This is a genomic window from Roseinatronobacter sp. S2 (assembly GCF_029581395.1).
Classification (GTDB): domain Bacteria; phylum Pseudomonadota; class Alphaproteobacteria; order Rhodobacterales; family Rhodobacteraceae; genus Roseinatronobacter.
In genome coordinates this window covers 1,835,599-1,855,205 of the sequence record NZ_CP121113.1, presented here as the reverse complement: position 1 = coordinate 1,855,205, position 19,607 = coordinate 1,835,599, and the positions used below count along the sequence as shown (strand labels likewise).

The 19,607-nt window shown below is 59.2% G+C and carries 19 protein-coding genes; 13 read left to right on the top strand and 6 right to left on the bottom strand.

The genetic code is table 11. The features are described from left to right. Positions 1 to 57 precede the first annotated feature (57 nt). The 4 genes from P8S53_RS08825 to P8S53_RS08810 all read left to right on the top strand — a co-directional run bounded on the left by P8S53_RS08825 (position 58) and on the right by P8S53_RS08810 (position 4,744). The gene (locus tag P8S53_RS08825; RefSeq protein WP_277803596.1) at positions 58 to 897 is read left to right on the top strand and encodes a universal stress protein; all 840 of its coding nucleotides are present in this window, start codon (positions 58 to 60) and stop codon (positions 895 to 897) included. Between the two features lie 152 nt (positions 898 to 1,049). Beyond that, positions 1,050 to 2,060, top strand: coding sequence for a pyruvate dehydrogenase (acetyl-transferring) E1 component subunit alpha (gene pdhA, locus P8S53_RS08820; protein ID WP_277803595.1), 1,011 nt, complete (start codon positions 1,050 to 1,052; stop codon positions 2,058 to 2,060). A gap of 17 nt (positions 2,061 to 2,077) precedes the next feature. Continuing rightward, the gene (locus tag P8S53_RS08815; protein WP_277803594.1) at positions 2,078 to 3,445 is read left to right on the top strand and encodes a pyruvate dehydrogenase complex E1 component subunit beta; all 1,368 of its coding nucleotides are present in this window, start codon (positions 2,078 to 2,080) and stop codon (positions 3,443 to 3,445) included. 12 nt (positions 3,446 to 3,457) lie between these two features. Next, on the top strand, positions 3,458 to 4,744 hold the full coding sequence (locus tag P8S53_RS08810) for a pyruvate dehydrogenase complex dihydrolipoamide acetyltransferase (RefSeq protein ID WP_277803593.1): 1,287 nt from the start codon (positions 3,458 to 3,460) through the stop codon (positions 4,742 to 4,744). 98 nt (positions 4,745 to 4,842) lie between these two features. Here P8S53_RS08810 and mltG read toward each other — a convergent pair whose 3' ends face one another. The 4 genes from mltG to fabG form a co-directional block, all read right to left on the bottom strand. Beyond that, complete coding sequence (gene mltG, locus P8S53_RS08805; protein WP_277803592.1) at positions 4,843 to 6,006, bottom strand: endolytic transglycosylase MltG; 1,164 nt, start codon at positions 6,004 to 6,006, stop codon at positions 4,843 to 4,845. Further along, complete coding sequence (fabF, locus tag P8S53_RS08800; protein WP_277803591.1) at positions 6,006 to 7,268, bottom strand: beta-ketoacyl-ACP synthase II; 1,263 nt, start codon at positions 7,266 to 7,268, stop codon at positions 6,006 to 6,008. Before fabF ends, mltG begins: the two co-directional genes overlap by 1 nt. 194 nt (positions 7,269 to 7,462) lie before the next feature. Beyond that, positions 7,463 to 7,696, bottom strand: coding sequence for an acyl carrier protein (locus tag P8S53_RS08795; protein WP_274353283.1), 234 nt, complete (start codon positions 7,694 to 7,696; stop codon positions 7,463 to 7,465). A 178-nt stretch (positions 7,697 to 7,874) separates the two neighbouring features. Further along, positions 7,875 to 8,612, bottom strand: coding sequence for a 3-oxoacyl-[acyl-carrier-protein] reductase (gene fabG, locus P8S53_RS08790; RefSeq protein WP_277803590.1), 738 nt, complete (start codon positions 8,610 to 8,612; stop codon positions 7,875 to 7,877). A gap of 159 nt (positions 8,613 to 8,771) precedes the next feature. On the opposite strand from fabG, the gene P8S53_RS08785 reads away from it, so the two are divergent. The 9 genes from P8S53_RS08785 to P8S53_RS08745 all read left to right on the top strand — a co-directional run bounded on the left by P8S53_RS08785 (position 8,772) and on the right by P8S53_RS08745 (position 17,849). Beyond that, a complete protein-coding gene (locus P8S53_RS08785) occupies positions 8,772 to 10,001 on the top strand; it encodes a glycerate kinase (protein WP_277803589.1) in 1,230 nt (409 codons plus the stop codon). A gap of 52 nt (positions 10,002 to 10,053) precedes the next feature. Further along, positions 10,054 to 11,610, top strand: a complete 1,557-nt coding sequence (guaA, locus tag P8S53_RS08780; protein WP_277803588.1) for a glutamine-hydrolyzing GMP synthase — start codon at positions 10,054 to 10,056, stop codon at positions 11,608 to 11,610. Continuing rightward, positions 11,610 to 11,885 carry a putative quinol monooxygenase gene (locus P8S53_RS08775; RefSeq protein WP_277803587.1) on the top strand — a complete coding sequence of 92 codons (276 nt, stop codon included), beginning with the start codon at positions 11,610 to 11,612 and terminating at the stop codon, positions 11,883 to 11,885. Before guaA ends, P8S53_RS08775 begins: the two co-directional genes overlap by 1 nt. A gap of 164 nt (positions 11,886 to 12,049) precedes the next feature. Continuing rightward, complete coding sequence (locus P8S53_RS08770; protein WP_277803586.1) at positions 12,050 to 13,231, top strand: ABC transporter substrate-binding protein; 1,182 nt, start codon at positions 12,050 to 12,052, stop codon at positions 13,229 to 13,231. A gap of 139 nt (positions 13,232 to 13,370) precedes the next feature. Further along, positions 13,371 to 14,162 carry an ABC transporter ATP-binding protein gene (locus tag P8S53_RS08765; protein ID WP_277806696.1) on the top strand — a complete coding sequence of 264 codons (792 nt, stop codon included), beginning with the start codon at positions 13,371 to 13,373 and terminating at the stop codon, positions 14,160 to 14,162. A gap of 63 nt (positions 14,163 to 14,225) precedes the next feature. Beyond that, positions 14,226 to 14,936: an ABC transporter ATP-binding protein gene (locus P8S53_RS08760; RefSeq protein WP_277803585.1), complete on the top strand. Its 711-nt coding sequence runs from the start codon at positions 14,226 to 14,228 to the stop codon at positions 14,934 to 14,936. Positions 14,937 to 14,941: 5 nt separating this feature from the next. Next, positions 14,942 to 15,952 carry a branched-chain amino acid ABC transporter permease gene (locus P8S53_RS08755; protein WP_277803584.1) on the top strand — a complete coding sequence of 337 codons (1,011 nt, stop codon included), beginning with the start codon at positions 14,942 to 14,944 and terminating at the stop codon, positions 15,950 to 15,952. Continuing rightward, positions 15,949 to 17,253, top strand: coding sequence for a branched-chain amino acid ABC transporter permease (locus tag P8S53_RS08750; RefSeq protein ID WP_277803583.1), 1,305 nt, complete (start codon positions 15,949 to 15,951; stop codon positions 17,251 to 17,253). The genes P8S53_RS08755 and P8S53_RS08750 overlap by 4 nt, the downstream gene beginning before the upstream one ends. Further along, entirely contained in the window at positions 17,253 to 17,849 is a 597-nt protein-coding gene (locus P8S53_RS08745) for a nucleotidyltransferase family protein (RefSeq protein WP_277803582.1), read from the top strand. The genes P8S53_RS08750 and P8S53_RS08745 overlap by 1 nt, the downstream gene beginning before the upstream one ends. Positions 17,850 to 17,996: 147 nt before the next feature. Here the strand turns inward: P8S53_RS08745 and P8S53_RS08740 are convergent, their stop codons facing one another. Then, complete coding sequence (locus P8S53_RS08740) at positions 17,997 to 19,115, bottom strand: gamma-glutamylcyclotransferase (RefSeq protein ID WP_277803581.1); 1,119 nt, start codon at positions 19,113 to 19,115, stop codon at positions 17,997 to 17,999. Then, positions 19,112 to 19,570, bottom strand: a complete 459-nt coding sequence (locus tag P8S53_RS08735) for a TrgA family protein (protein WP_277803580.1) — start codon at positions 19,568 to 19,570, stop codon at positions 19,112 to 19,114. Before P8S53_RS08735 ends, P8S53_RS08740 begins: the two co-directional genes overlap by 4 nt. Positions 19,571 to 19,607 lie beyond the last annotated feature (37 nt).

Genomic DNA, 19,607 nt, shown 5'->3' with positions numbered 1-19,607 from the left:
TTGATCTGATCTGCTATGAGTGCATCCCATAATTTCAGTGCATGACGGGACCCTGCGTTGGCTGCCATAAAAACGATCCTTGTAGCAACGGACTTGAAAAAACGATCAGCAGCAGCCCCCGAGCGTGCGGCCGCACTGGCGCGTGCGCTGGGGGCAAAGGTTGTTCTGGCGCACGCCATTCCCGAACGCAACGGGACAGTCGCACGTTTCAGATTGCGCAGAAACCCCAGCGATAGAAGCAAGATCGAAGCCGCCTTTGCGCAAATCAGACAGCAATATTCTGATGTCGCAATAGATCAGGTCATTGCATCGGGTTCGGTCGAGGATATCATTTCCCGGACTGCACATGACATATCGGCCGATCTTGTGGTTCTGGGTCTGCATAAGGTGCGCGCCGTGCTGGACACGTTGCGCCTGACCACCATGGAACGCATCACGCTTGCGGTGACCTGTCCGGTTCTGATTGCCCATACCGCAGGCGCACTGCCCTATCGTCGTGTGCTGGGCGCAATCACCTTCGCGCCTGCATCCGCACAAGCCTTGGCGACGGCCGGACGCCTTGCGCCAGATGCGGAATTTAACGCCATTCACGCCTTGCAACTGTCGCTGAAGGACAAACTGCCCAACTTCGACGCCGAAGAAAGTGCCGCCATGACCCAGACCATGCTGTTGCGAGAGGCGTTCATGCGCATGGACGGGTTGCCTACGAAGTTGAATATGCCCGAAATCGTGCCCGGTGGTGTTCATGAAGTGCTTCAATTTCGCATCAATGAACTGCAACCTGATCTGATTGTTATTGGCAGCGATTCAGGCAAAAAAGCTGACAGTCTTGGCAATTATGCCCGCGACCTGATGCGCGCCCCCCCTGCGGACCTGCTGATCGCCAAACCCTGCTGATCCCCCCCTGTACTGATGATTTTTCATGCCCGTTAGCGGGCATTCTCAGGGTGCATAGCCGTTTTTTCGAAAAACACTCGCAACCTGTAAAAAATTGCGCTATTTAATTGTTTAACGTTGAACTATCACTTTTGACGGGAGGGCTGCCAGTTATGGCCACACGGAAAACTGCCGCGAAATCAAACGTCTCGGCTGAAGAGTTGCTGGGATATTACCGCGACATGTTATTGATCCGCCGATTCGAGGAAAAGGCAGGTCAGCTTTACGGAATGGGCCTGATCGGCGGGTTCTGCCACCTGTATATCGGGCAGGAAGCCGTTGTTGTCGGTCTGGAAGCCGCAGCAAAAGAAGGCGACAAACGCATCACATCCTACCGCGATCATGGCCATATGCTGGCCTGCGGAATGGACCCCAAGGGCGTCATGGCCGAACTGACCGGGCGCGAAGGGGGCTATTCCAAGGGCAAGGGCGGCTCGATGCACATGTTCTCCAAGGAAAAGCATTTCTATGGCGGGCACGGCATTGTCGGCGCGCAGGTGCCACTTGGCGCAGGTCTGGCGTTCTCGGACATGTATAAGGGCAATGACAACGTCACCTTCACCTATTTCGGCGATGGTGCAGCCAATCAGGGCCAGGTTTATGAAACCTATAACATGGCCATGTTGTGGGATTTGCCGGTGATTTTTGTCATTGAGAACAACAAATACGCCATGGGCACATCCGTGCAGCGCGCCACCAAATCCCCAAGCCTGTGGGAACGCGGCGCAGCCTACGGCATCAAGGGCGAGGAAGTGGACGGTATGGATGTGCTTGCCGTCAAGGCGGCTGGCGAAAAGGCTGTCGCACATTGCCGCGCAGGCAAGGGACCGTATATTCTTGAGGTTATGACCTACCGCTATCGCGGGCATTCCATGTCGGACCCTGCGAAATACCGCACCCGCGACGAGGTTCAGAAAATCCGCGAGGAACGCGACGCGATCGAGCATGTGCGCGACCTGCTGTTGCAGGGCAAACATGCCAGCGAGGATGACCTGAAGACCATCGACAAGGAAATCAAGGCCGTCGTGAACGAGGCGGCAGAATTTTCCAAGGAAAGCCCGGAACCCGCGCTGGAAGAACTTTGGACCGACATCTACGCATCCAGCGTGCCGCAGAACGCTTGACAGGGGGGACAGGAAACATGGCAACCGAAATACTGATGCCCGCACTCTCTCCCACGATGGAGGAAGGCACACTGGCCAAATGGCTGGTGAAAGAAGGCGATACTGTAAGCGCCGGTGACATTCTGGCAGAAATTGAAACCGACAAGGCCACGATGGAATTCGAGGCCGTCGATGAAGGGATCATTGGCAAGATCCTGATTGACGCAGGCACCGAAGGGGTCAAGGTCAACACCGCCATCGCCGTGCTGCTGGAAGACGGCGAAAGCGCGGATGATATCGCAACATCTGCGCCCGCGGCGGCTGACGCGGCTGACAAGGCGGCCCCCGAAGGGGCCCCCGCGAAGGCCGCCGCCCCTGCTGCGCCCGCGCCCGATACCAGCCCAGACTGGCCCGATGGCACGAAGATGAAAACCCAGACTGTGCGCGAAGCCCTGCGCGACGCCATGGCCGAAGAAATGCGCGCCCATGACGAAGTCTTCATCATGGGAGAAGAGGTCGCCGAATATCAGGGCGCCTACAAGATTACCCAAGGGTTGCTGGACGAATTCGGCGCCCGCCGCGTGATTGACACGCCGATTACCGAACACGGTTTTGCCGGTATCGGGGTTGGTGCGGCTTTCGGGGGCCTGCGCCCCATTGTCGAATTCATGACCTTCAACTTTGCCATGCAGGCGATTGATCAGATCCTGAACTCTGCGGCGAAAACCCTTTATATGTCCGGCGGCCAGATGGGCTGTCCGATTGTGTTCCGTGGCCCCAATGGCGCTGCCGCACGCGTGGGCGCGCAGCACAGCCAGTGCTACGCCGCATGGTATGCCCAGATTCCGGGCCTGAAGGTCGTGATGCCCTATTCCGCAGCCGATGCAAAAGGCCTGCTGAAACAAGCCATCCGCGACCCCAATCCGGTTGTCTTTCTGGAAAACGAAATCCTGTATGGACGCAGCTTTGATGTGCCTGTGCTCGATGATTTCACCGTGCCCTTCGGCAAGGCCAAAATCTGGCGCGAAGGATCGGATGTCACCATCGTCAGCTTCGGGATCGGCATGACCTATGCGCTGGAAGCGGCCGAACGTCTGGCCAAGGACGGGATCAGTGCAGAAGTCATCGACCTGCGCACGATCCGGCCCATGGACACCGATGCGATCCTTGCCTCGGTCATGAAAACCAACCGTCTGATCACGGTTGAAGAAGGCTATCCGCAAGGCTCGGTCGGCAATTACATCACGTCGGTCGTCATGGAACGGGCATTCGACTATCTGGATGCGCCGGTCATCAACCTGACTGGCAAGGATGTGCCCATGCCCTATGCCGCCAATCTTGAAAAGCTTGCGCTGGTCACCACCGACGAAGTGGTCGAGGCCGCGCGCAAAGTCACCTATCGTTAAGGGAGGGAACACATGCCTACAGAAATCCTGATGCCCGCCCTGTCGCCCACGATGGAAGAAGGCACGCTTGCAAAATGGCTGGTCAAGGAAGGCGACAGCGTCTCCTCCGGCGACATTCTGGCCGAGATTGAAACCGACAAGGCCACGATGGAATTTGAAGCCGTGGATGAAGGTATCATCGGCAAGATCCTGATAGAGGCCGGGTCCGAGGGGGTGAAGGTCAACACCCCCATCGCCGTGCTTTTGGAAGATGGCGAAAGCGCCGATGACATCCAGACCGCCAGCCCCCCCGCCAGCGCTGATGCGCCGGAAGCCGCACCTGCGGCTGACGCGGGCGCGAAGGCGGCCCCCGCAGGGGCCTCCGCCGCGGCCGCCCCCCCCACACCGGCCAAGGACGGCAAGCGTATCTTTGCCTCGCCGCTTGCGCGGCGTATTGCCGCCGACAAGGGAATTGATCTTGCGCAAGTCTCAGGGTCCGGCCCGCATGGCCGTATCGTCAAGGCCGATCTGGACCACGCGAAACCCGCAGCCAGTGCAGCCCCCACTGAGGCCGCCGCAATGGCGACTGGCCCAAGCGCAGATCAGGTGGCCCGCATGTATGAAGGGCGCGATTATGAAGAGGTCAAGCTGGATGGCATGCGCCGGACAGTCGCCAGCCGCCTGACAGAGGCCAAACAAACCATCCCGCATTTCTATCTGCGCCGCGATGTGCAGCTTGATGCGCTGATGGCGTTCCGCGCCAACCTGAACAAGCAGCTTGAATCGCGCGGTGTCAAACTGTCGGTCAATGATTTCATCATCAAGGCCTGTGCCATGGCCCTACAGGCCGTTCCCGATTGCAATGCAGTCTGGGCCGGTGACAGGATTCTGCGGCTGAAGCCGTCAGACGTGGCGGTTGCCGTTGCCATCGAAGGCGGGTTGTTCACGCCCGTGTTGAAAGATGCGCATCTGAAATCGCTGTCTGCCCTGTCGGCAGAGATGAAAGACCTTGCCGGACGTGCGCGCAACAAGAAACTGGCCCCGCATGAATATGTAGGCGGTGCTATGGCCGTGTCCAATCTTGGCATGTTCGGGATTGAAAATTTCGATGCCGTCATCAACCCGCCGCACGGGTCCATTCTGGCCGTTGGGGCTGGCGTGAAAAAACCCGTCGTCGGTGCGGATGGCGAATTGAAGGTGGCGATCGTCATGTCGATGACCCTTTCGGTGGATCACCGCGTCATTGACGGGGCCTTAGGGGCTGAATTCCTGAAAGAAGTGGTCGCCTATCTGGAAAACCCGGTCACCATGCTGGCCTAAGCGCGTTCAGCGCTGTTCATAAGTTAAGAACAAGCTGCAACATACTGAAAAGGGGCGCTTTCAAGCGCCCCTTTTCCATGTGACCTATGCGAAAGCTCTCAATCAGGCTGTTGTTGTTCGCGCATTTCGGCCTCGATCTCGCGCCAGCGGGCAACAGCGCTGTTATGATCCGAAAGGTTTGTGCTGAACGTGTGGCCCCCTGTGCCATCGGCCACGAAATACAGATATGGTGTGTCGTCAGGGTCAAGCGCCGCCGCAATGGCTGCGCGCCCCGGGTTGGCAATGGGCGTCGGCGGCAAGCCGTCAATACGGTAGGTATTATAAGGCGTTACAGCGTCAAGTTCAGACCGCCGCAGGCCACGCCCCAACACGCCGCGCCCTTCGGTGATCCCGTAAATGACGGTCGGGTCGGTTTGCAGTCGCATCGGCATGCGCAGGCGGTTTACAAAGACACTGGCGACCTGGCGGCGCTCATCGGCCACGCCGGTTTCCTTCTCGACAATGGACGCCATGATAAGCGCTTCTTGCGGGTTGTCATAAGGCAGTTCTTCGGCGCGATTGTCCCAAAGCTGTGCCAGAATGGCGTCTTGTCGAGTTTGCATTTCCGCAAGCAGGGTCTGGCGGTCGGAATTGCGTGTGACAGAATAACTGTCAGGGGCAAGCATGCCTTCCGGCGGCACATCGCCCACCTCGCCGTCCAGAAATTCGGCCAGACGGACCCCTTCCCAAATCTGCCAGCTGGTTGCGCCTTCGGCGATTGTCACGCGATACTGCATATCCGACTGGGACGCAAAACCTGCATATTCTTCAGGCGGTTCCTGCCCCGCTTCAAATTGCACAACGGTTTCAAACCGTTGCGTCGCGGGGTCCAGTTCACGCACCAATGTCTCGATGCGTGTTACCCCGATGCGATACTGGATTTCGCTGCCGCATGTCGACGCCCCGCCGCGTGTCAGAATATCAAGTATCTCATCCATCGAGGCCGCTTCGGGAACCAAATATGACCCGAAGCGCAACTGGTCCGCGCGGTCGCTATATTGTGCGCCGATGCGAAACACCTGCTCGGATGCGATGGCGCCCTGCTCGGCCAGTCCGCGCGATACAACCCGCAGCGATGATCCGGGTTCCACACGAAAACACACCGCCTGCGACAACGGGCCGGGGCCAGAAAATTGCCGCTTACCTGCCGAAATGATGATTGCCACACCAACAAGGCCAACAATCATAAGTGTCAGGGCATTTGCTACAATATGGCGCACCATCAGTTGTCAATCTTTCCAAGGATCAGGCTGGCATTCGTGCCACCGAAGCCGAAGCTGTTGGACAACGTAAGCCGTATGTCACGTTTACGCGCGGATTTCGGGGCCAGATCAAGCGGGGTTTCCACAGCGGGCGTGTCAAGGTTCAGTGTGGGCGGCGCTATCTGGTCACGGATTGCCAGAATGCAGAAAATCACTTCAACCGCACCCGCGGCCCCCAGCAAATGCCCGATCGCCGATTTTGTCGACGACATGGTGGCCTTGGCCGCACTGTCGCCCAACAGTCTTTCGACCGCGGCCAATTCAATCACATCCGCCATCGTGGATGTGCCATGCGCGTTGATGTAATCCAGTTCTGACGGGTGAATGCCCGCGCGCGCCACTGCGGCCTTCATCGACCGCAGGGCACCGTCCCCATCTTCGGACGGGGCAGTGATATGATAGGCATCACCCGACATGCCATAGCCCAACACCTCGGCGTAGATTTTGGCGCCGCGCGCTTTGGCATGTTCATATTCTTCCAGCACCACCACACCGGCACCTTCGCCCATCACGAAACCGTCGCGGTCCGCATCATAGGGACGGCTGGCGGCTTTGGGGTCGTCGGCCCGTTTTGTTGACAGCGCCTTGCAGGCATTGAACCCGGCAATGCCGATTTCCGAAATCGGGCTTTCGGCCCCGCCTGCAACCATGACATCGGCATCACCAAACGCAATCAGGCGCGCGGCATCGCCAATGGCATGTGCGCCCGTCGAGCAGGCCGTGACAACTGCGTGATTCGGGCCTTTGAACCCGAAGCGGATGCTGACATGCCCCGACACCAGGTTGATCAGCGCGCCCGGAATGAAGAAGGGCGACACCCGGCGCGGCCCGCGTTCTTTCAGCAGCACTGCCGTTTCTGCGATACTGGACAGCCCGCCTATGCCCGATCCGATCATCACACCCGTGCGGCAACGGCTGTCTTCATCTTCGGGCATCCAGCCGGAATCGCGCACGGCCTGATCGGCGGCGGCAACCCCGTAGAGGATGAATTCATCGACCTTACGGGCCTCTTTGGGTTCCATCCAGTCATCGGGGTTGAATGTCCCGTCGGTTCCGTCACCGCGCGGAATCTCGCATGCATAGGTGGTGGTCAGATGGCTGGCGTCAAAGCGCGTGATCGTGCCTGCGCCCGATTGGCCCGCCAACAGGCGCGCCCATGTTTCCTCGACGCCGCAAGCCAGCGGTGTAACCATTCCAAGCCCTGTGACGACAACCCTGCGCATGTGCCCTCTCTTCTGTCTGCAAGCCCATATTATCGTTCTGATAGCGGGATTTGGCCCGCAGGGAAAGGGTTGAGCATGGCGTGATTGCTCACAAAGCGGCAAGCTGCGGGAACCTGCCGATCAGTCTGGGGCGAAAAAACGCAAAACGCCACCCTTTTGGGGTGGCGTTTCATATTCTGAAAACAACGGAAGTTTCAGGCAGCTTCCGTGATGAATTTCACTGCATCGCCAAAAGTCTGGATATTTTCGGCGGCATCATCAGGAATTTCAATGCCGAATTCTTCTTCAAACGCCATCACCAACTCAACGGTATCAAGGCTGTCTGCGCCCAGATCGTCGATGAAGGACGCGCCTTCGGTGATCTTGCCTTCTTCGACGCCAAGATGCTCGACAACGATTTTCTTCACACGATCTGCGATATCGCTCATGTTCTTCCTCTCGGTTTTTCGCCGGTATCCGGCCTGAAATGTCCCCAATCCGCCAGTAATCGGCGGTGTGTTGCGCGCCCAATAGGGCCTTCAAGCCCGCAGGTCAAGAGTATTGCGGTTCTGAAAACCGGCTCTCTCACTTTCATAGCACAGCGCCGCGCCACCGCAAGCGCGCAGCTTAGACCATCGCCATGCCACCATTAACATGAACAACCGCCCCCGTGACATAGCCCGCTTCCTGACTGGCAAGATACAGCACTGCGGCGGCAATATCGGCGGGGCTGCCCATACGGCCTGCTGGTATGCGCGCATTGATCGCCGCTTTCTGGTCGTCATTCAGCGCATCGGTCATGGGCGTCGCAATAAAGCCCGGCGCCACACAGTTCACCGTGATCCCGCGAGAGGCAACTTCCTGCGCCAGCGCTTTCGACATGCCGACCAGCCCCGCTTTGGCCGCGACATAATTCGTCTGGCCCGGATTGCCGGTTGCCCCCACGACGGAACTGATATTCACAATCCGCCCCCAGCGCGCTTTCATCATGCCACGCAAACTGCCCCGCATCAGCCGCATGGCGGCGGTCAGGTTCACATCCAGCACTTTTTGCCACTGATTATCGCTCATGCGCATCAACAGGTTATCTTGGGTGATACCGGCATTGTTGACCAGAATATCCAGGCTGCCCATGGCCTCGATCGCGCGCTTTGGCAGGGCTTCGACAGCGTCCGGTTCCGACAGGTTGCAAGGCAGCACATGCGCGCGTTCGCCCAGATCCTGCGCCAGTTCCTGCAACGGACCTTCGCGCGTGCCCGAAAGCGCGACCACCGCGCCAGCGCCATGCAGCGCCCGCGCAATTTCGGCACCGATACCCCCCGATGCGCCAGTTACCAGCGCGGTTTTTCCTGTCAGATCAAACATGATTACTCCCTTGGACCGGTCAGATTATGCGTTGCGTCGCGCCCCTATAGCAAGCCCTGCGGCCCACCGCCAACCGAAAGCGGGTTGTGCCGTTCCGCGCGACAGTGGCAAAAGGGGGCGACGCGCAGATAGCGCTATCATGTCAAGGAGGGGGACAAAATGTTGACCCGCGTGCAGATGACCCGGCTTTTCAAAACGGGCGTGCGTGCCGCTGACCCGCATGCGGCAGTGTGCGACGCATTGGCCGACGCGCCCTTGCATCTGCCCGATGGCGCGCGGCTTTATGTGCTGGCCATAGGCAAGGCCGCCCGCGCCATGATGCAGGCCGCATTGTCGGTTTTGCCCGCACCACATGCAGCCCTTGTGGTGACCAACTATGAAAACGCCGAATCGCTGGACGGGGCGCGCGTGATGGCTGCGGGCCATCCTGTTCCTGATGAAAACGGAATGCAGGCGGGACTGGCCATACAGAAAATGCTGGCACGAACCCGCGCGAAAGACGTTGTGCTGGTGCTTGTGTCCGGTGGTGGTTCGGCACTGGTGCCCGCACCTGTGGCCGGCCTGTCGCTGTCGGACAAGGCACAGGTCAATGATCTGCTGCTGGGCGCGGGGCTGGATATTGTGACCATGAATGCCGTGCGCCAGCACCTGTCGCGCATGAAGGGGGGCGGGTTGCTGCGCATGGCGGCACCTGCACAGGTGCAGGCAATGATTCTGTCAGATGTCATCGGGGATGATCTGCGCGCCATTGCATCCGGCCCAACTGTGGCACCCATTGCCACACGCGATGAGGTCCGCGCGCTGCTGGCCACGTCCGGGTTATGGGACCGCCTGCCACAGGCCGCGCGCGATGCACTGGCGAGACGCGAGGACACATCTCCCCTGCCCGATGCCGACAACCGGCTGATCGGGTCGAATCGTATGTCCCTAGATGCAATGGCGCGCGCCTGTGACGGCGCTTTGATCCTTTCAGATGCACTGACCGGCGATGTGGGCTGCGCCGCAGAACGCATTGTGCAGACGGTGCGCGATGGTGGCGGGCCGCGTGTTGCGCTGTTTGGCGGGGAAACGACCGTCCGGCTGCAAGGCACAGGGCGCGGCGGGCGCAATCAGGAACTGGCGCTGCGGGTGGCCACCGCGCTGGACGGCGTTGCAGGCTGGCGTTTTTTGTCGGGCGGCACGGACGGGCGCGATGGCCCGACAGATGCGGCAGGCGCGGTGGTCGATGGCGACACGCTGGCGCGCATACGGGCGGCGGGGGGGGATCCGGCGGCACTGCTGGCCAATAACGACAGCTACCACGCGCTGGAATTGGCCGATGATCTGCTTGTGACGGGCGCCACGGGCACGAATGTTGCCGACCTGCAAATCCTGTGCATTGACGCGTGATACCCCTTTTAGGCCCTTGCAGGGCGCGCAGGCTTGACTTAATCGGGGCGGCATGACCCAGCATCAACGCCTTCTGATCATCGATTTCGGTTCTCAGGTCACGCAGCTTATCGCGCGCCGCCTGCGGGAACTGAGTGTGTATTGCGAAATCCACCCCTATCAGCAGGTGGACGACGCATTTCTGGCCGAATTCGCGCCCAAGGCGATCATCCTGTCGGGCGGCCCTGATTCGGTCACGCGTGCAGGGTCCCCCCGCCCACCCAAAGCGGTGTTTACGCTTGGCGTGCCTGTCCTTGGCATTTGCTATGGCCAACAGGTGATGATGCAGGAACTGGGCGGATTGGTTGAAACCGGCCATGGCACTGCCGAATTCGGGCGCGCATATGTCACGCCTGCCGCCGACCGCCTGCCCTTGCTGGATGGGTGGTTCGCGGATGGCCGCGAACAGGTCTGGATGAGTCACGGTGACCATGTCAGCCGCATCGCGCCCGGATTTCAGGTATTCGGCACATCGCCCGGTGCGCCCTTTGCGATTACCGCCGACCCGTCACGAAATTTCTTTGCCGTGCAATTCCACCCCGAAGTGCACCACACCCCCAATGGCGCGAAACTTTACGAAAATTTCGTCCGGCTGGCAGGGTTCACCGGCGACTGGACGATGGCATCCTACAAGGATGAGGCGATTGCGCGCATCCGCGAACAGGTGGGCGACAAGCAGGTGATTTGCGGCTTGTCCGGCGGCGTCGACAGTTCCGTGGCGGCCGTGTTGATACACGAAGCCATCGGCGACCAGTTGACCTGCGTGTTCGTGGACCATGGCCTGCTGCGCCTGAACGAGGCCGAAGAAGTCGTGACCATGTTCCGCGACAATTACAACATTCCGCTGATTCACGCGGATGAGGCCGATCTGTTCCTTGGCGAGTTGGACGGCGTTTCCGACCCGGAAACCAAGCGCAAAATCATCGGGCGATTGTTCATTGATGTGTTCCAGAAATACGCCAGCCAGATTGATGGCGCGGAATTTCTGGCCCAAGGCACGCTGTATCCCGATGTCATCGAATCGGTCAGCTTTTCCGGCGGGCCGTCCGTGACCATCAAAAGCCACCACAATGTCGGCGGCCTGCCTGAAAAGATGGGCCTGAAACTGGTGGAACCGCTGCGCGAATTGTTCAAGGATGAAGTGCGCGCGCTGGGGCGTGAACTGGGGCTTCCCGAAAAATTCATTGGCCGCCACCCCTTCCCCGGCCCCGGCCTTGCCATACGCTGCCCCGGTGAAATCACGCGCGAGAAGCTGGAAATCCTGCGCCGTGCGGATGCGGTCTATATCGACCAGATCCGCCGCCATGGGCTGTATGATGACATCTGGCAGGCATTCGCTGCCATTCTGCCCATGCGCACCGTGGGCGTCATGGGCGACGGGCGCACCTATGATTTCGCGCTGGCATTGCGGGCGGTAACGTCTGTGGACGGCATGACTGCGGATTACTATCCGTTCACGCATGAATTCTTGGGCGAAACATCCACGCGAATCATCAATGAAGTGCGCGGGATCAACCGTGTCTTTTATGATTGCACGTCCAAACCCCCCGGCACGATTGAACTGGAATAATGCCTGTCGTGCTTCACGGTGTGCTGCGTTGCGCAGATGCCGCGCAGGCTGAAATTGTGCGCCGCCACCTGCCGGAACATATCCGCCTGTCGCGCGCCGAAGCAGGCTGCCTGCAATTCGATGTGACGCAAGATGCAGACCCGCTTGTCTGGACTGTGTCCGAGCGTTTCACGACCCGCGCGGCATTTGACGCCCATCAGCGACGGGTAAAGGCCAGTGCATGGGGACAGGCGACGACTGGCATCATGCGCAGCTATGAAGTGACCGATATTTGACACCCTGCGCCCGCCTGCGGGGCGACCTTGCGCGCAGAGCGTCAAAACGTCTTTTCTGAAACAAATCGCCATGCTACGCATAATGCAGGGCGGTCAAAGCCGCCGGTTCCGTGCCGGACCGGCACAGGACAGAAATGATAACAAAACCCTATGGGAGATACCTTATGAAAAAGCTGCTTCTTGCAAGCACCGCGCTGGCCTTCTCGGCAGGCACTGCATTCGCGGATGAAATCAAGATGGGCGTGCTGCTTGGCTTCACTGGCCCGATTGAATCTGTCACACCTTACATGGCCGACAGTGCAGAACTGGCATGGAGTGAAATCAGCGAAAGCGGGCTGTTCCTTGGCGGTTCCACCATCACGCCTGTGCGCGCTGATTCGACATGCGTTGACTCCTCCGCCGCTCAGGCCGCGGCAGAACGTATGATTTCCTCTGATGGCGTGGTCGCGATCATGGGCGCGGATTGCTCGGGCGTTACCATGGCTGTCTTGCAGAACGTGGCCATGTCCGCCGGTGTGCCGATGATCTCGCCCTCGGCCACCTCGCCCGCATTTACCACAACCGAATCGAATGGCCTGTTCTACCGCACATCGCCTTCTGATGCGCGTCAGGGTGAAGTAATGGCCAGTGTGCTGATGGAACGCGGCATCGACAATGTGGCCGTGTCTTATGTGAATGTCGATTATGGCGCAGGGTTTGCGGATGCGTTCGTATCCTCGTTCGAGGCATTAGGGGGCACTGTGACCGCACGCGTCCCGCATGAAGATGGCCGTGGCGACTACTCGGCAGAGGTTGGCACATTGGCAGCAGCCGGCGGCGATGCACTGGTCATTCTGGGCTATACCGATGGCGGCGGTTCGGTGCTGCGCACAGCGTATGAATTGGGTGCATTTGATCAGTTCGCCATGGGCGACGGGATGTTCGGGGATGAACTGATCGCATCTGTCGGCGAAGCGCTGGAAGGCACGATCGGCACGATCCCCTGGGCCGCAGGTGATGGAACCGAAGCGTTCAGTGCGCTTGCTCAGGCGGCTGGTATCAACTCGGAATCAAGCTTCACCCGCGAAAGCTATGACGCAGCAGCCCTTCTGGCACTGGCCGCACAGGCTGCGGGCGAAGCGACACCCGAAGGGATTGCCGCAAACATCCTGAACGTGGCCAACGCCCCGGGCGAGGAAATCCTGCCGGGTGATCTGGCACGCGGTCTGCAAATTCTGGCTGATGGTGGCGAAATCAACTATATCGGCGCCACCAATGTCGAGCTTGTAGGCCCGGGCGAAGCCGCTGGATTCTACCGTGAATATGTCGTCGAAGGCGGCGAGTTCGTCACGGTTCAGTTCCACTAACCACGAAAAGGATCCGACAGGATCCAACGGCCCGAGGAAACCCCTCGGGCCGTTTTCCGATACCACCGGAAAACAGGTGCGGCGGAAAACAGGTGTGGCGGAAAACAGGTGTGGCGGACAGGGAGTAACACATATGGCCATGATCAGGGTCGAGAACCTGCACAAGCATTTCGGCGGGTTCCATGCCGTTGACGGCGCATCGCTGGAAATTGAAAAGGGATCGATCACCGGGTTGATCGGCCCCAACGGTGCGGGCAAGACAACGCTTTTCAATGTCATCGCGGGCGTGCTGCCCCCCACATCCGGCCGCGTGCTGATGGAAGGCGATGACATCACCGGCCTGCCCCCGCATGCGCTGTTTGCCAAGGGCCTGCTGCGGACCTTCCAGATTGCGCATGAATTCCATTCCATGAGTGTGCGCGAAAACCTGATGATGGTCCCCCCCGCGCAATCGGGTGAAAACCTGTGGTCGGCGTGGTTCCATGGTGCCCGCGTGCGCGAAGAAGAACGCCGCATCCGTGCGCGCGCCGATGAAGTGCTGGAATTCCTGACCATCGATCATATCGCCGATGAAAAAGCGGGGCAGATTTCGGGCGGCCAGAAAAAGCTGCTGGAACTGGGCCGCACCATGATGACCGATGCGCGCATCGTGTTTCTGGACGAAGTGGGCGCAGGCGTGAACCGCACCCTGCTGAACACCATTGCCGATGCGATTGTGCGCCTGAACAAGGAACAGGGCTATACCTTTGTTGTGATTGAACATGACATGGAATTCATTGGCCGCATCTGTGATCCGGTGATCTGCATGGCCGAAGGCAAGGTTCTGGCCCAAGGCACGCTGGACGAGATCAAATCGAATGAACAGGTCATAGAGGCCTATCTGGGCACCGGCCTGAAAAACAAGGTCAAAGCCGAGGAGGGCGCGTTGTGATGTGGTTGCGCGCCGACAGCATGAGTATTTGGGGCAAGATGAACAACGCAAAAGGTGCGCGCCATGGATAAGCCCGTTCTGATAGGCGAAGCCATGACCGGCGGATATGGCGGCGCGGATATTCTGCATGACTGCACTATTGCGGTGGATAAAGGCCAGATTGCCGTGATTGTCGGCCCCAATGGTGCAGGCAAATCCACCGCCATGAAGGCCGTGTTCGGCATGCTGAAACTGCGCAAAGGGTCCGTGCGCCTGAATGACGAGGATATAACCGGACTGGCCCCGCAGGCGCGTGTCCTCAAGGGTATGGGGTTTGTTCCGCAGACAAGTAACATTTTCCCATCCATGAGCGTGGAGGAAAATCTGGAAATGGGCGCGTTTATCCGCCGTGACGATTTTCATGAAACGATGGAACAGGTGTATGAGCTGTTTCCCATTCTGCGCGACAAGCGCAGGCAGGCAGCGGGCGAATTGTCCGGCGGGCAGCGCCAGCAGGTTGCTGTGGGGCGCGCGCTTATGACCAGACCTTCGGTTCTGATGCTGGATGAACCGACCGCAGGTGTCAGCCCGATTGTGATGGATGAATTATTCGACCGGATTATCGAGATTGCACGCACGGGCATATCCATCCTGATGGTGGAACAGAACGCACGCCAAGCCCTTGAAATAGCAGATAAAGGCTATGTCATGGTGCAGGGCGCAAACCGCTACACCGATACCGGCCGCGCGCTTCTGGCCGATCCGGATGTGCGCAAAAGCTTTTTGGGGGGCTGATCAGGATGGAACCGCTAAACGCGCTTGTAAGCGTGACAAACTTCATGCTGATCCCTGCCCTTGCCTATGGCAGCCAGCTGGCGCTTGGCGCGCTGGGGATCACGCTGATCTATTCGATCCTGCGTTTCGCCCATTTCGCCCATGGCGACACAATGGCGCTGGGAACGGCAGCGGTTATCGGGGGGACGTTTTTTCTACAAGCACTTGGCGTCAGCATTCACCCCCTGCCAACCGCGCTTCTGGCCCTGCCTTTCGGGATGGTGGTGCTGATCGGCTATCTGCTGATCACGGACCGGCTGGTTTACCGCTACTACCGCCGCGTCAAGGCCAAGCCCATGATCTTTGTGATGGCATCGCTTGGGGTCATGTTTGTCACCAACGGCATTACCCGCCTGTTCATGGGCGTTAGCGAAACGCGTTTTGAAGATGGCGAAAGGTTCCTGTTTTCGGTCAGGGACTTCCGCGAATTTACAGGCTTGGCCGAAGGTATGGCGCTGCGCAGTTCGCAGGCCATAACCATTGTCACCGCGCTGATTGTGATGGTGGTGCTGTTCTGGTTTCTGAACCGCACACGTTCGGGGAAATCCATGCGCGCCTATTCCGACAACGAGGATCTGGCGTTGTTGTCGGGCATTAACCCCGAACGCGTGGTTATCATCACTTGGGCGATCACCGGCATGCTGCTGGTGACTGCGGGCACGCTTTACGGGTTGGACAAGGGCTTCCGCCCGTTCAACTATTTCCAGTTGCTGTTGCCGATGTTTGCGGCGGCCATTCTGGGGGGGCTTGGGTCACCCGTGGGCGCAATCGTGGGTGCGTATATCGTGGCTTTTGCCGAAATGGGCGTCACCTATGCATGGCGGCGCGTGTTCACCTATCTGATGCCCGAAGGGCTGGAGCCGACATCCATGATGCAACTGTTGCCGGTGGATTATAAATTTGCGGTCACCTTCGCAATTCTGGTGATTGTGCTGCTGTTCCGCCCGACAGGTATTTTCAAGGGGAAAGTGCTATGAACCTGACTGCGCGCGATCTGGGTCTGTTTGCGCTGATGGGGGCCGTTCTGGCAATGGTCGGCATGTTCCAAAGCCCCCAGCTGGCGATCACCATTCTGAACATGAGCCTGATTTCCGCCATCATGGCCTTGGGCGTGAACATGCAGTGGGGATATGCGGGCCTGTTCAATGTGGGTGTCATGGGCTTTACCGCCGTGGGCGGGCTGGCTGTGGTGCTGATTGCGCAACCCCCTGTGCCGGAAGCATGGGCCGCGGGCGGGCTTGGCGTAATGCTGGGGTTGATGCTGGGCGTTGCCACCATTCTGGCCGCTGTTGCCGTTTACAAGGCCATGACCCCCGGCAAACTGCGCGGAGCTGCACTGATTGCTGTTCTGGCGGTGGGCTATTTGCTGACCAGCTATGTATTCGGCCCCGCAAAAAGTGCGGTGCAAGCGGTCAACCCCGCATCAGAAGGGTATCTGGGTGGGCTGAACATGCCAGTCATTCTGGCATGGCCTGTGGGCGCAGTATTCGCGGCAGGGGTTGCATGGGTGGTGGGCAAGATCAGTCTGGGGTTGCGGTCCGACTATCTGGCCATTGCCACTTTGGGTATATCCGAAATTGTCATCGCCGTTCTGAAACATGAACGCTGGCTGGCGCGCGGCGTCAATAACGTGACCGGCATTGACCGGCCTGTTGCACGCCCCGTCGATTTGCAGCCCTTGCCATGGGTGCAATCGCTTGCCGACACCTTGGGCTGGAGCCTGTCGCAAACGGCCTCTGTGGTGTCGGGCTTAGGGTATGCAGGCCTGTTTCTGATTGTTCTTGGCCTGCTGATCTGGCTTGCGGAACGCGCGCTGAATTCCCCTTGGGGCCGGATGATGCGCGCCATCCGCGACAACGAGATTTCCGCCCGCGCGATGGGCAAGAATGTAACCAGACGCCACCTGCATATTTTTGTTCTGGGGTCTGCGGTGTGCGGGCTGGCGGGGGCGATGATGGTGTCTATGGATGGCCAGCTAACGCCCGGCAGCTACGAGCCGCTGCGCTTCACCTTTCTGATCTGGGTGATGGTGATTGTCGGCGGGTCCGGCAATAACTGGGGGGCCGTGCTGGGCGCGTTCGTGATCTGGTTTTTGTGGGTTCAGGTGGAACCGGCGGGGCGTTGGTTTATGGAACTTGTGACATCTGGCATGGCGGACGGGTCTGACCTGAAGCAACACCTGTTGTCATCCGCCGCCTATATGCGGCTTCTGACCATGGGGGTGGCGTTGCTGTTGATGCTGCGCTTCGCGCCCCGTGGCCTGATACCGGAACGCTGATGCGCCCCGCCTGCGCCATAGTGCTGCCTGCGGCGGGGCTGGCACGGCGCATGCGCGGCGGGGACAAGTTACTGGAACAGGTGGGCGGCATGGCCTTGTTGCGCCATGTGGCGATGCAAGCGTTGCACGCAAGTCCGGATGTTACCGTGACCCTGCGCCCGTCAGCGGCAGAACGGCTGGCTGTGATTGCTGATTTGCCGCTAACAATCTTGCGCATACCCGACGCAGATGAAGGTATGGCCGCCAGCCTGCGGGCCGCGGCTGGTTGGGCACGCGATACACAGTCCAGCGCGTTGATGATCGCCCTGCCCGACATGCCCGATGTTACTGCCGCAGATTTTCGCGCGCTGATCAATGCGCAGGCAAAACACCCCGATCACTGCCTGCGCGCGGCAAGTGCCGATCATGTGCCGGGCCATCCCGTAATACTGCCAAAGGCTTTATTTGCGGCGATGCAGGCGCTTCAGGGGGATCAGGGCGCGCGCGAAATACTGCGCGCCCATCCCCCGCATCTGCACCCGCTGACAGGCCAGCGCGCACTTACCGATCTGGACACACCCGAAGACTGGGACGCGTGGCGCAAGGCACAGGGCTAGGCCAGTCAGGGGGGCGCAGCCGGCCTTTTGCAGACATCGGGAAAGTCCCAGGGTGCGGAGCAAAGGCCGCAGGTGGCCCGCACCATCGGGGGGCCGTCCCGCGGCCTGCTGATGGTACTGGCTTTGTCCATGGCCTCACCGTCCCCATCAGCCCCTTTGAAGCCGCGCCTTATTCAGGGCCAGCCAGTATGCGGTTTGAATCAATGGCCCATTTTGCACTTCACCGCTGCCAATCAGCGCAATCAGCAGGTCAAACGGTATGACATGGCTGCGAATATTCTCGGCCTCGGTGTCCAGACCGGAAACCCCTTCATTCGCGCGCGACAGATCACATAACGCGACATAGGAATACAGATATTCCGATATCGCGCCCGGTGACGGATAGGACGCACCCACCGGAACAAGCGCATTTTTCATCAGGTGAAGCTGCGCTTCTTCCTGTGTTTCGCGCAGCGCACATTCTTCGGGGGTTTCGCCTGGATCAATGCGCCCGGCAATGGGTTCCAGCGACCAGCAATTCACATCGCCCCGAACATAGGGGCCATAGCGGAACTGCTCTATCACCAGCACAAGATCAAGCTTCGGGTCATAGGGCAGCAAGGTGACAGCGTCACTCATGACGAAAGCGGCCCGCCGGACGACCTCGCTTTCGCTGCCGTCAAAACGACGAAAACTCAGATCATCAACCTGAACCCCGAAGAAATAAGCATAGGGTTGCATCCGCTGGCGCGACACCACATCGCCACGATCCCAATCCCCGCGCAGGGTTGCGGGCTGCGACGACTGACCCGCGCGCATCTGCGATGCCGCATGCGCAAGCAGCATGGGATAGCGGGTTTTCAGCGCCTCTGGCGCATAGATTGCGCCAAGCGCGAACAGCTCTCTCGTGGCGATTACAGCCGCATCGGCCTGGCCAGCGCACCAATCAGAAAATGACCAAGGCTGCGCCAGACCCTGCGGCGCAACTTCAGGACCATACACCTGCACCTGAACCGACGCACCATCAGACAGCACTGTGATGACTTCGCGGCGATAATCAAAAAGCGCCTCATAGAAATCAAGTCTGGCAAGGGCGGCAGCATCCAGCGTCACAAGAACCCCATCGACCTGTTCAGTCGCGGCGCGTGCCAGCACAGGGTATCCTGATACATTGAACCGTAAGAATTCCGGCGCGGTGGCCGGACGTGCCGGAACATGCGTCCCCAAGACCGCAGCCCTTAGCCCGTCGTGGCGCAACGTGCCGAACAGGAACACATCTGTGCTCATCGGTCAAACCGCCGCGCTTCTGCCCAGCGATAAATCAGCGTCAGGGCAATTCCGGTACCGACGATCATGCCGCCCAGCATCAGCATGAAATCCAGATCCGTCATCCGCACAAGATGATCCACAAATACACCTACGAAGCCAAGAAATGCGTCTTCCAGATTGGAATACTGCATGCGATACCCGCGCCAGAATACATGATAACTGCCAAACAGCGTCAGGGCCAAAAATACAGTCAGAATAACACCTTGCAACGTATGAAATACGGATTGCACGAAATTGGCGTCGATATTCCTGCCCACGAAACGCCAGCCAACAAACGCTGCTATGCCTGCCAGATACAAACTGCCATCATCGCGGCGCGGCGGGTGTTCATAAAGAACTTTGTAGCTTTCGCCCGCATAAAATGCGAGCGCTGCAAAGAAAATGGCCGCGGCCAATCTGGTTAATGTCGGCATACTGTCATCCGCTATACAACCAGTTCTTACTACGGGG

What these genes read in the sequence shown, in the direction of transcription:
- pdhA (WP_277803595.1), top strand. Translation starts at nt 1,050, where the DNA reads ATGGCCACACGGAAAACTGCCGCGAAATCAAACGTCTCGGCTGAAGAG.
- P8S53_RS08815 (WP_277803594.1), top strand. Translation starts at nt 2,078, where the DNA reads ATGGCAACCGAAATACTGATGCCCGCACTCTCTCCCACGATGGAGGAA.
- P8S53_RS08810 (WP_277803593.1), top strand. Translation starts at nt 3,458, where the DNA reads ATGCCTACAGAAATCCTGATGCCCGCCCTGTCGCCCACGATGGAAGAA.
- mltG (WP_277803592.1), bottom strand. Translation starts at nt 6,006, where the DNA reads ATGGTGCGCCATATTGTAGCAAATGCCCTGACACTTATGATTGTTGGC.
- fabF (WP_277803591.1), bottom strand. Translation starts at nt 7,268, where the DNA reads ATGCGCAGGGTTGTCGTCACAGGGCTTGGAATGGTTACACCGCTGGCT.
- P8S53_RS08795 (WP_274353283.1), bottom strand. Translation starts at nt 7,696, where the DNA reads ATGAGCGATATCGCAGATCGTGTGAAGAAAATCGTTGTCGAGCATCTT.
- fabG (WP_277803590.1), bottom strand. Translation starts at nt 8,612, where the DNA reads ATGTTTGATCTGACAGGAAAAACCGCGCTGGTAACTGGCGCATCGGGG.
- P8S53_RS08785 (WP_277803589.1), top strand. Translation starts at nt 8,772, where the DNA reads ATGTTGACCCGCGTGCAGATGACCCGGCTTTTCAAAACGGGCGTGCGT.
- guaA (WP_277803588.1), top strand. Translation starts at nt 10,054, where the DNA reads ATGACCCAGCATCAACGCCTTCTGATCATCGATTTCGGTTCTCAGGTC.
- P8S53_RS08775 (WP_277803587.1), top strand. Translation starts at nt 11,610, where the DNA reads ATGCCTGTCGTGCTTCACGGTGTGCTGCGTTGCGCAGATGCCGCGCAG.
- P8S53_RS08770 (WP_277803586.1), top strand. Translation starts at nt 12,050, where the DNA reads ATGAAAAAGCTGCTTCTTGCAAGCACCGCGCTGGCCTTCTCGGCAGGC.
- P8S53_RS08765 (WP_277806696.1), top strand. Translation starts at nt 13,371, where the DNA reads ATGATCAGGGTCGAGAACCTGCACAAGCATTTCGGCGGGTTCCATGCC.
- P8S53_RS08760 (WP_277803585.1), top strand. Translation starts at nt 14,226, where the DNA reads ATGGATAAGCCCGTTCTGATAGGCGAAGCCATGACCGGCGGATATGGC.
- P8S53_RS08755 (WP_277803584.1), top strand. Translation starts at nt 14,942, where the DNA reads ATGGAACCGCTAAACGCGCTTGTAAGCGTGACAAACTTCATGCTGATC.
- P8S53_RS08750 (WP_277803583.1), top strand. Translation starts at nt 15,949, where the DNA reads ATGAACCTGACTGCGCGCGATCTGGGTCTGTTTGCGCTGATGGGGGCC.
- P8S53_RS08745 (WP_277803582.1), top strand. Translation starts at nt 17,253, where the DNA reads ATGCGCCCCGCCTGCGCCATAGTGCTGCCTGCGGCGGGGCTGGCACGG.
- P8S53_RS08740 (WP_277803581.1), bottom strand. Translation starts at nt 19,115, where the DNA reads ATGAGCACAGATGTGTTCCTGTTCGGCACGTTGCGCCACGACGGGCTA.
- P8S53_RS08735 (WP_277803580.1), bottom strand. Translation starts at nt 19,570, where the DNA reads ATGCCGACATTAACCAGATTGGCCGCGGCCATTTTCTTTGCAGCGCTC.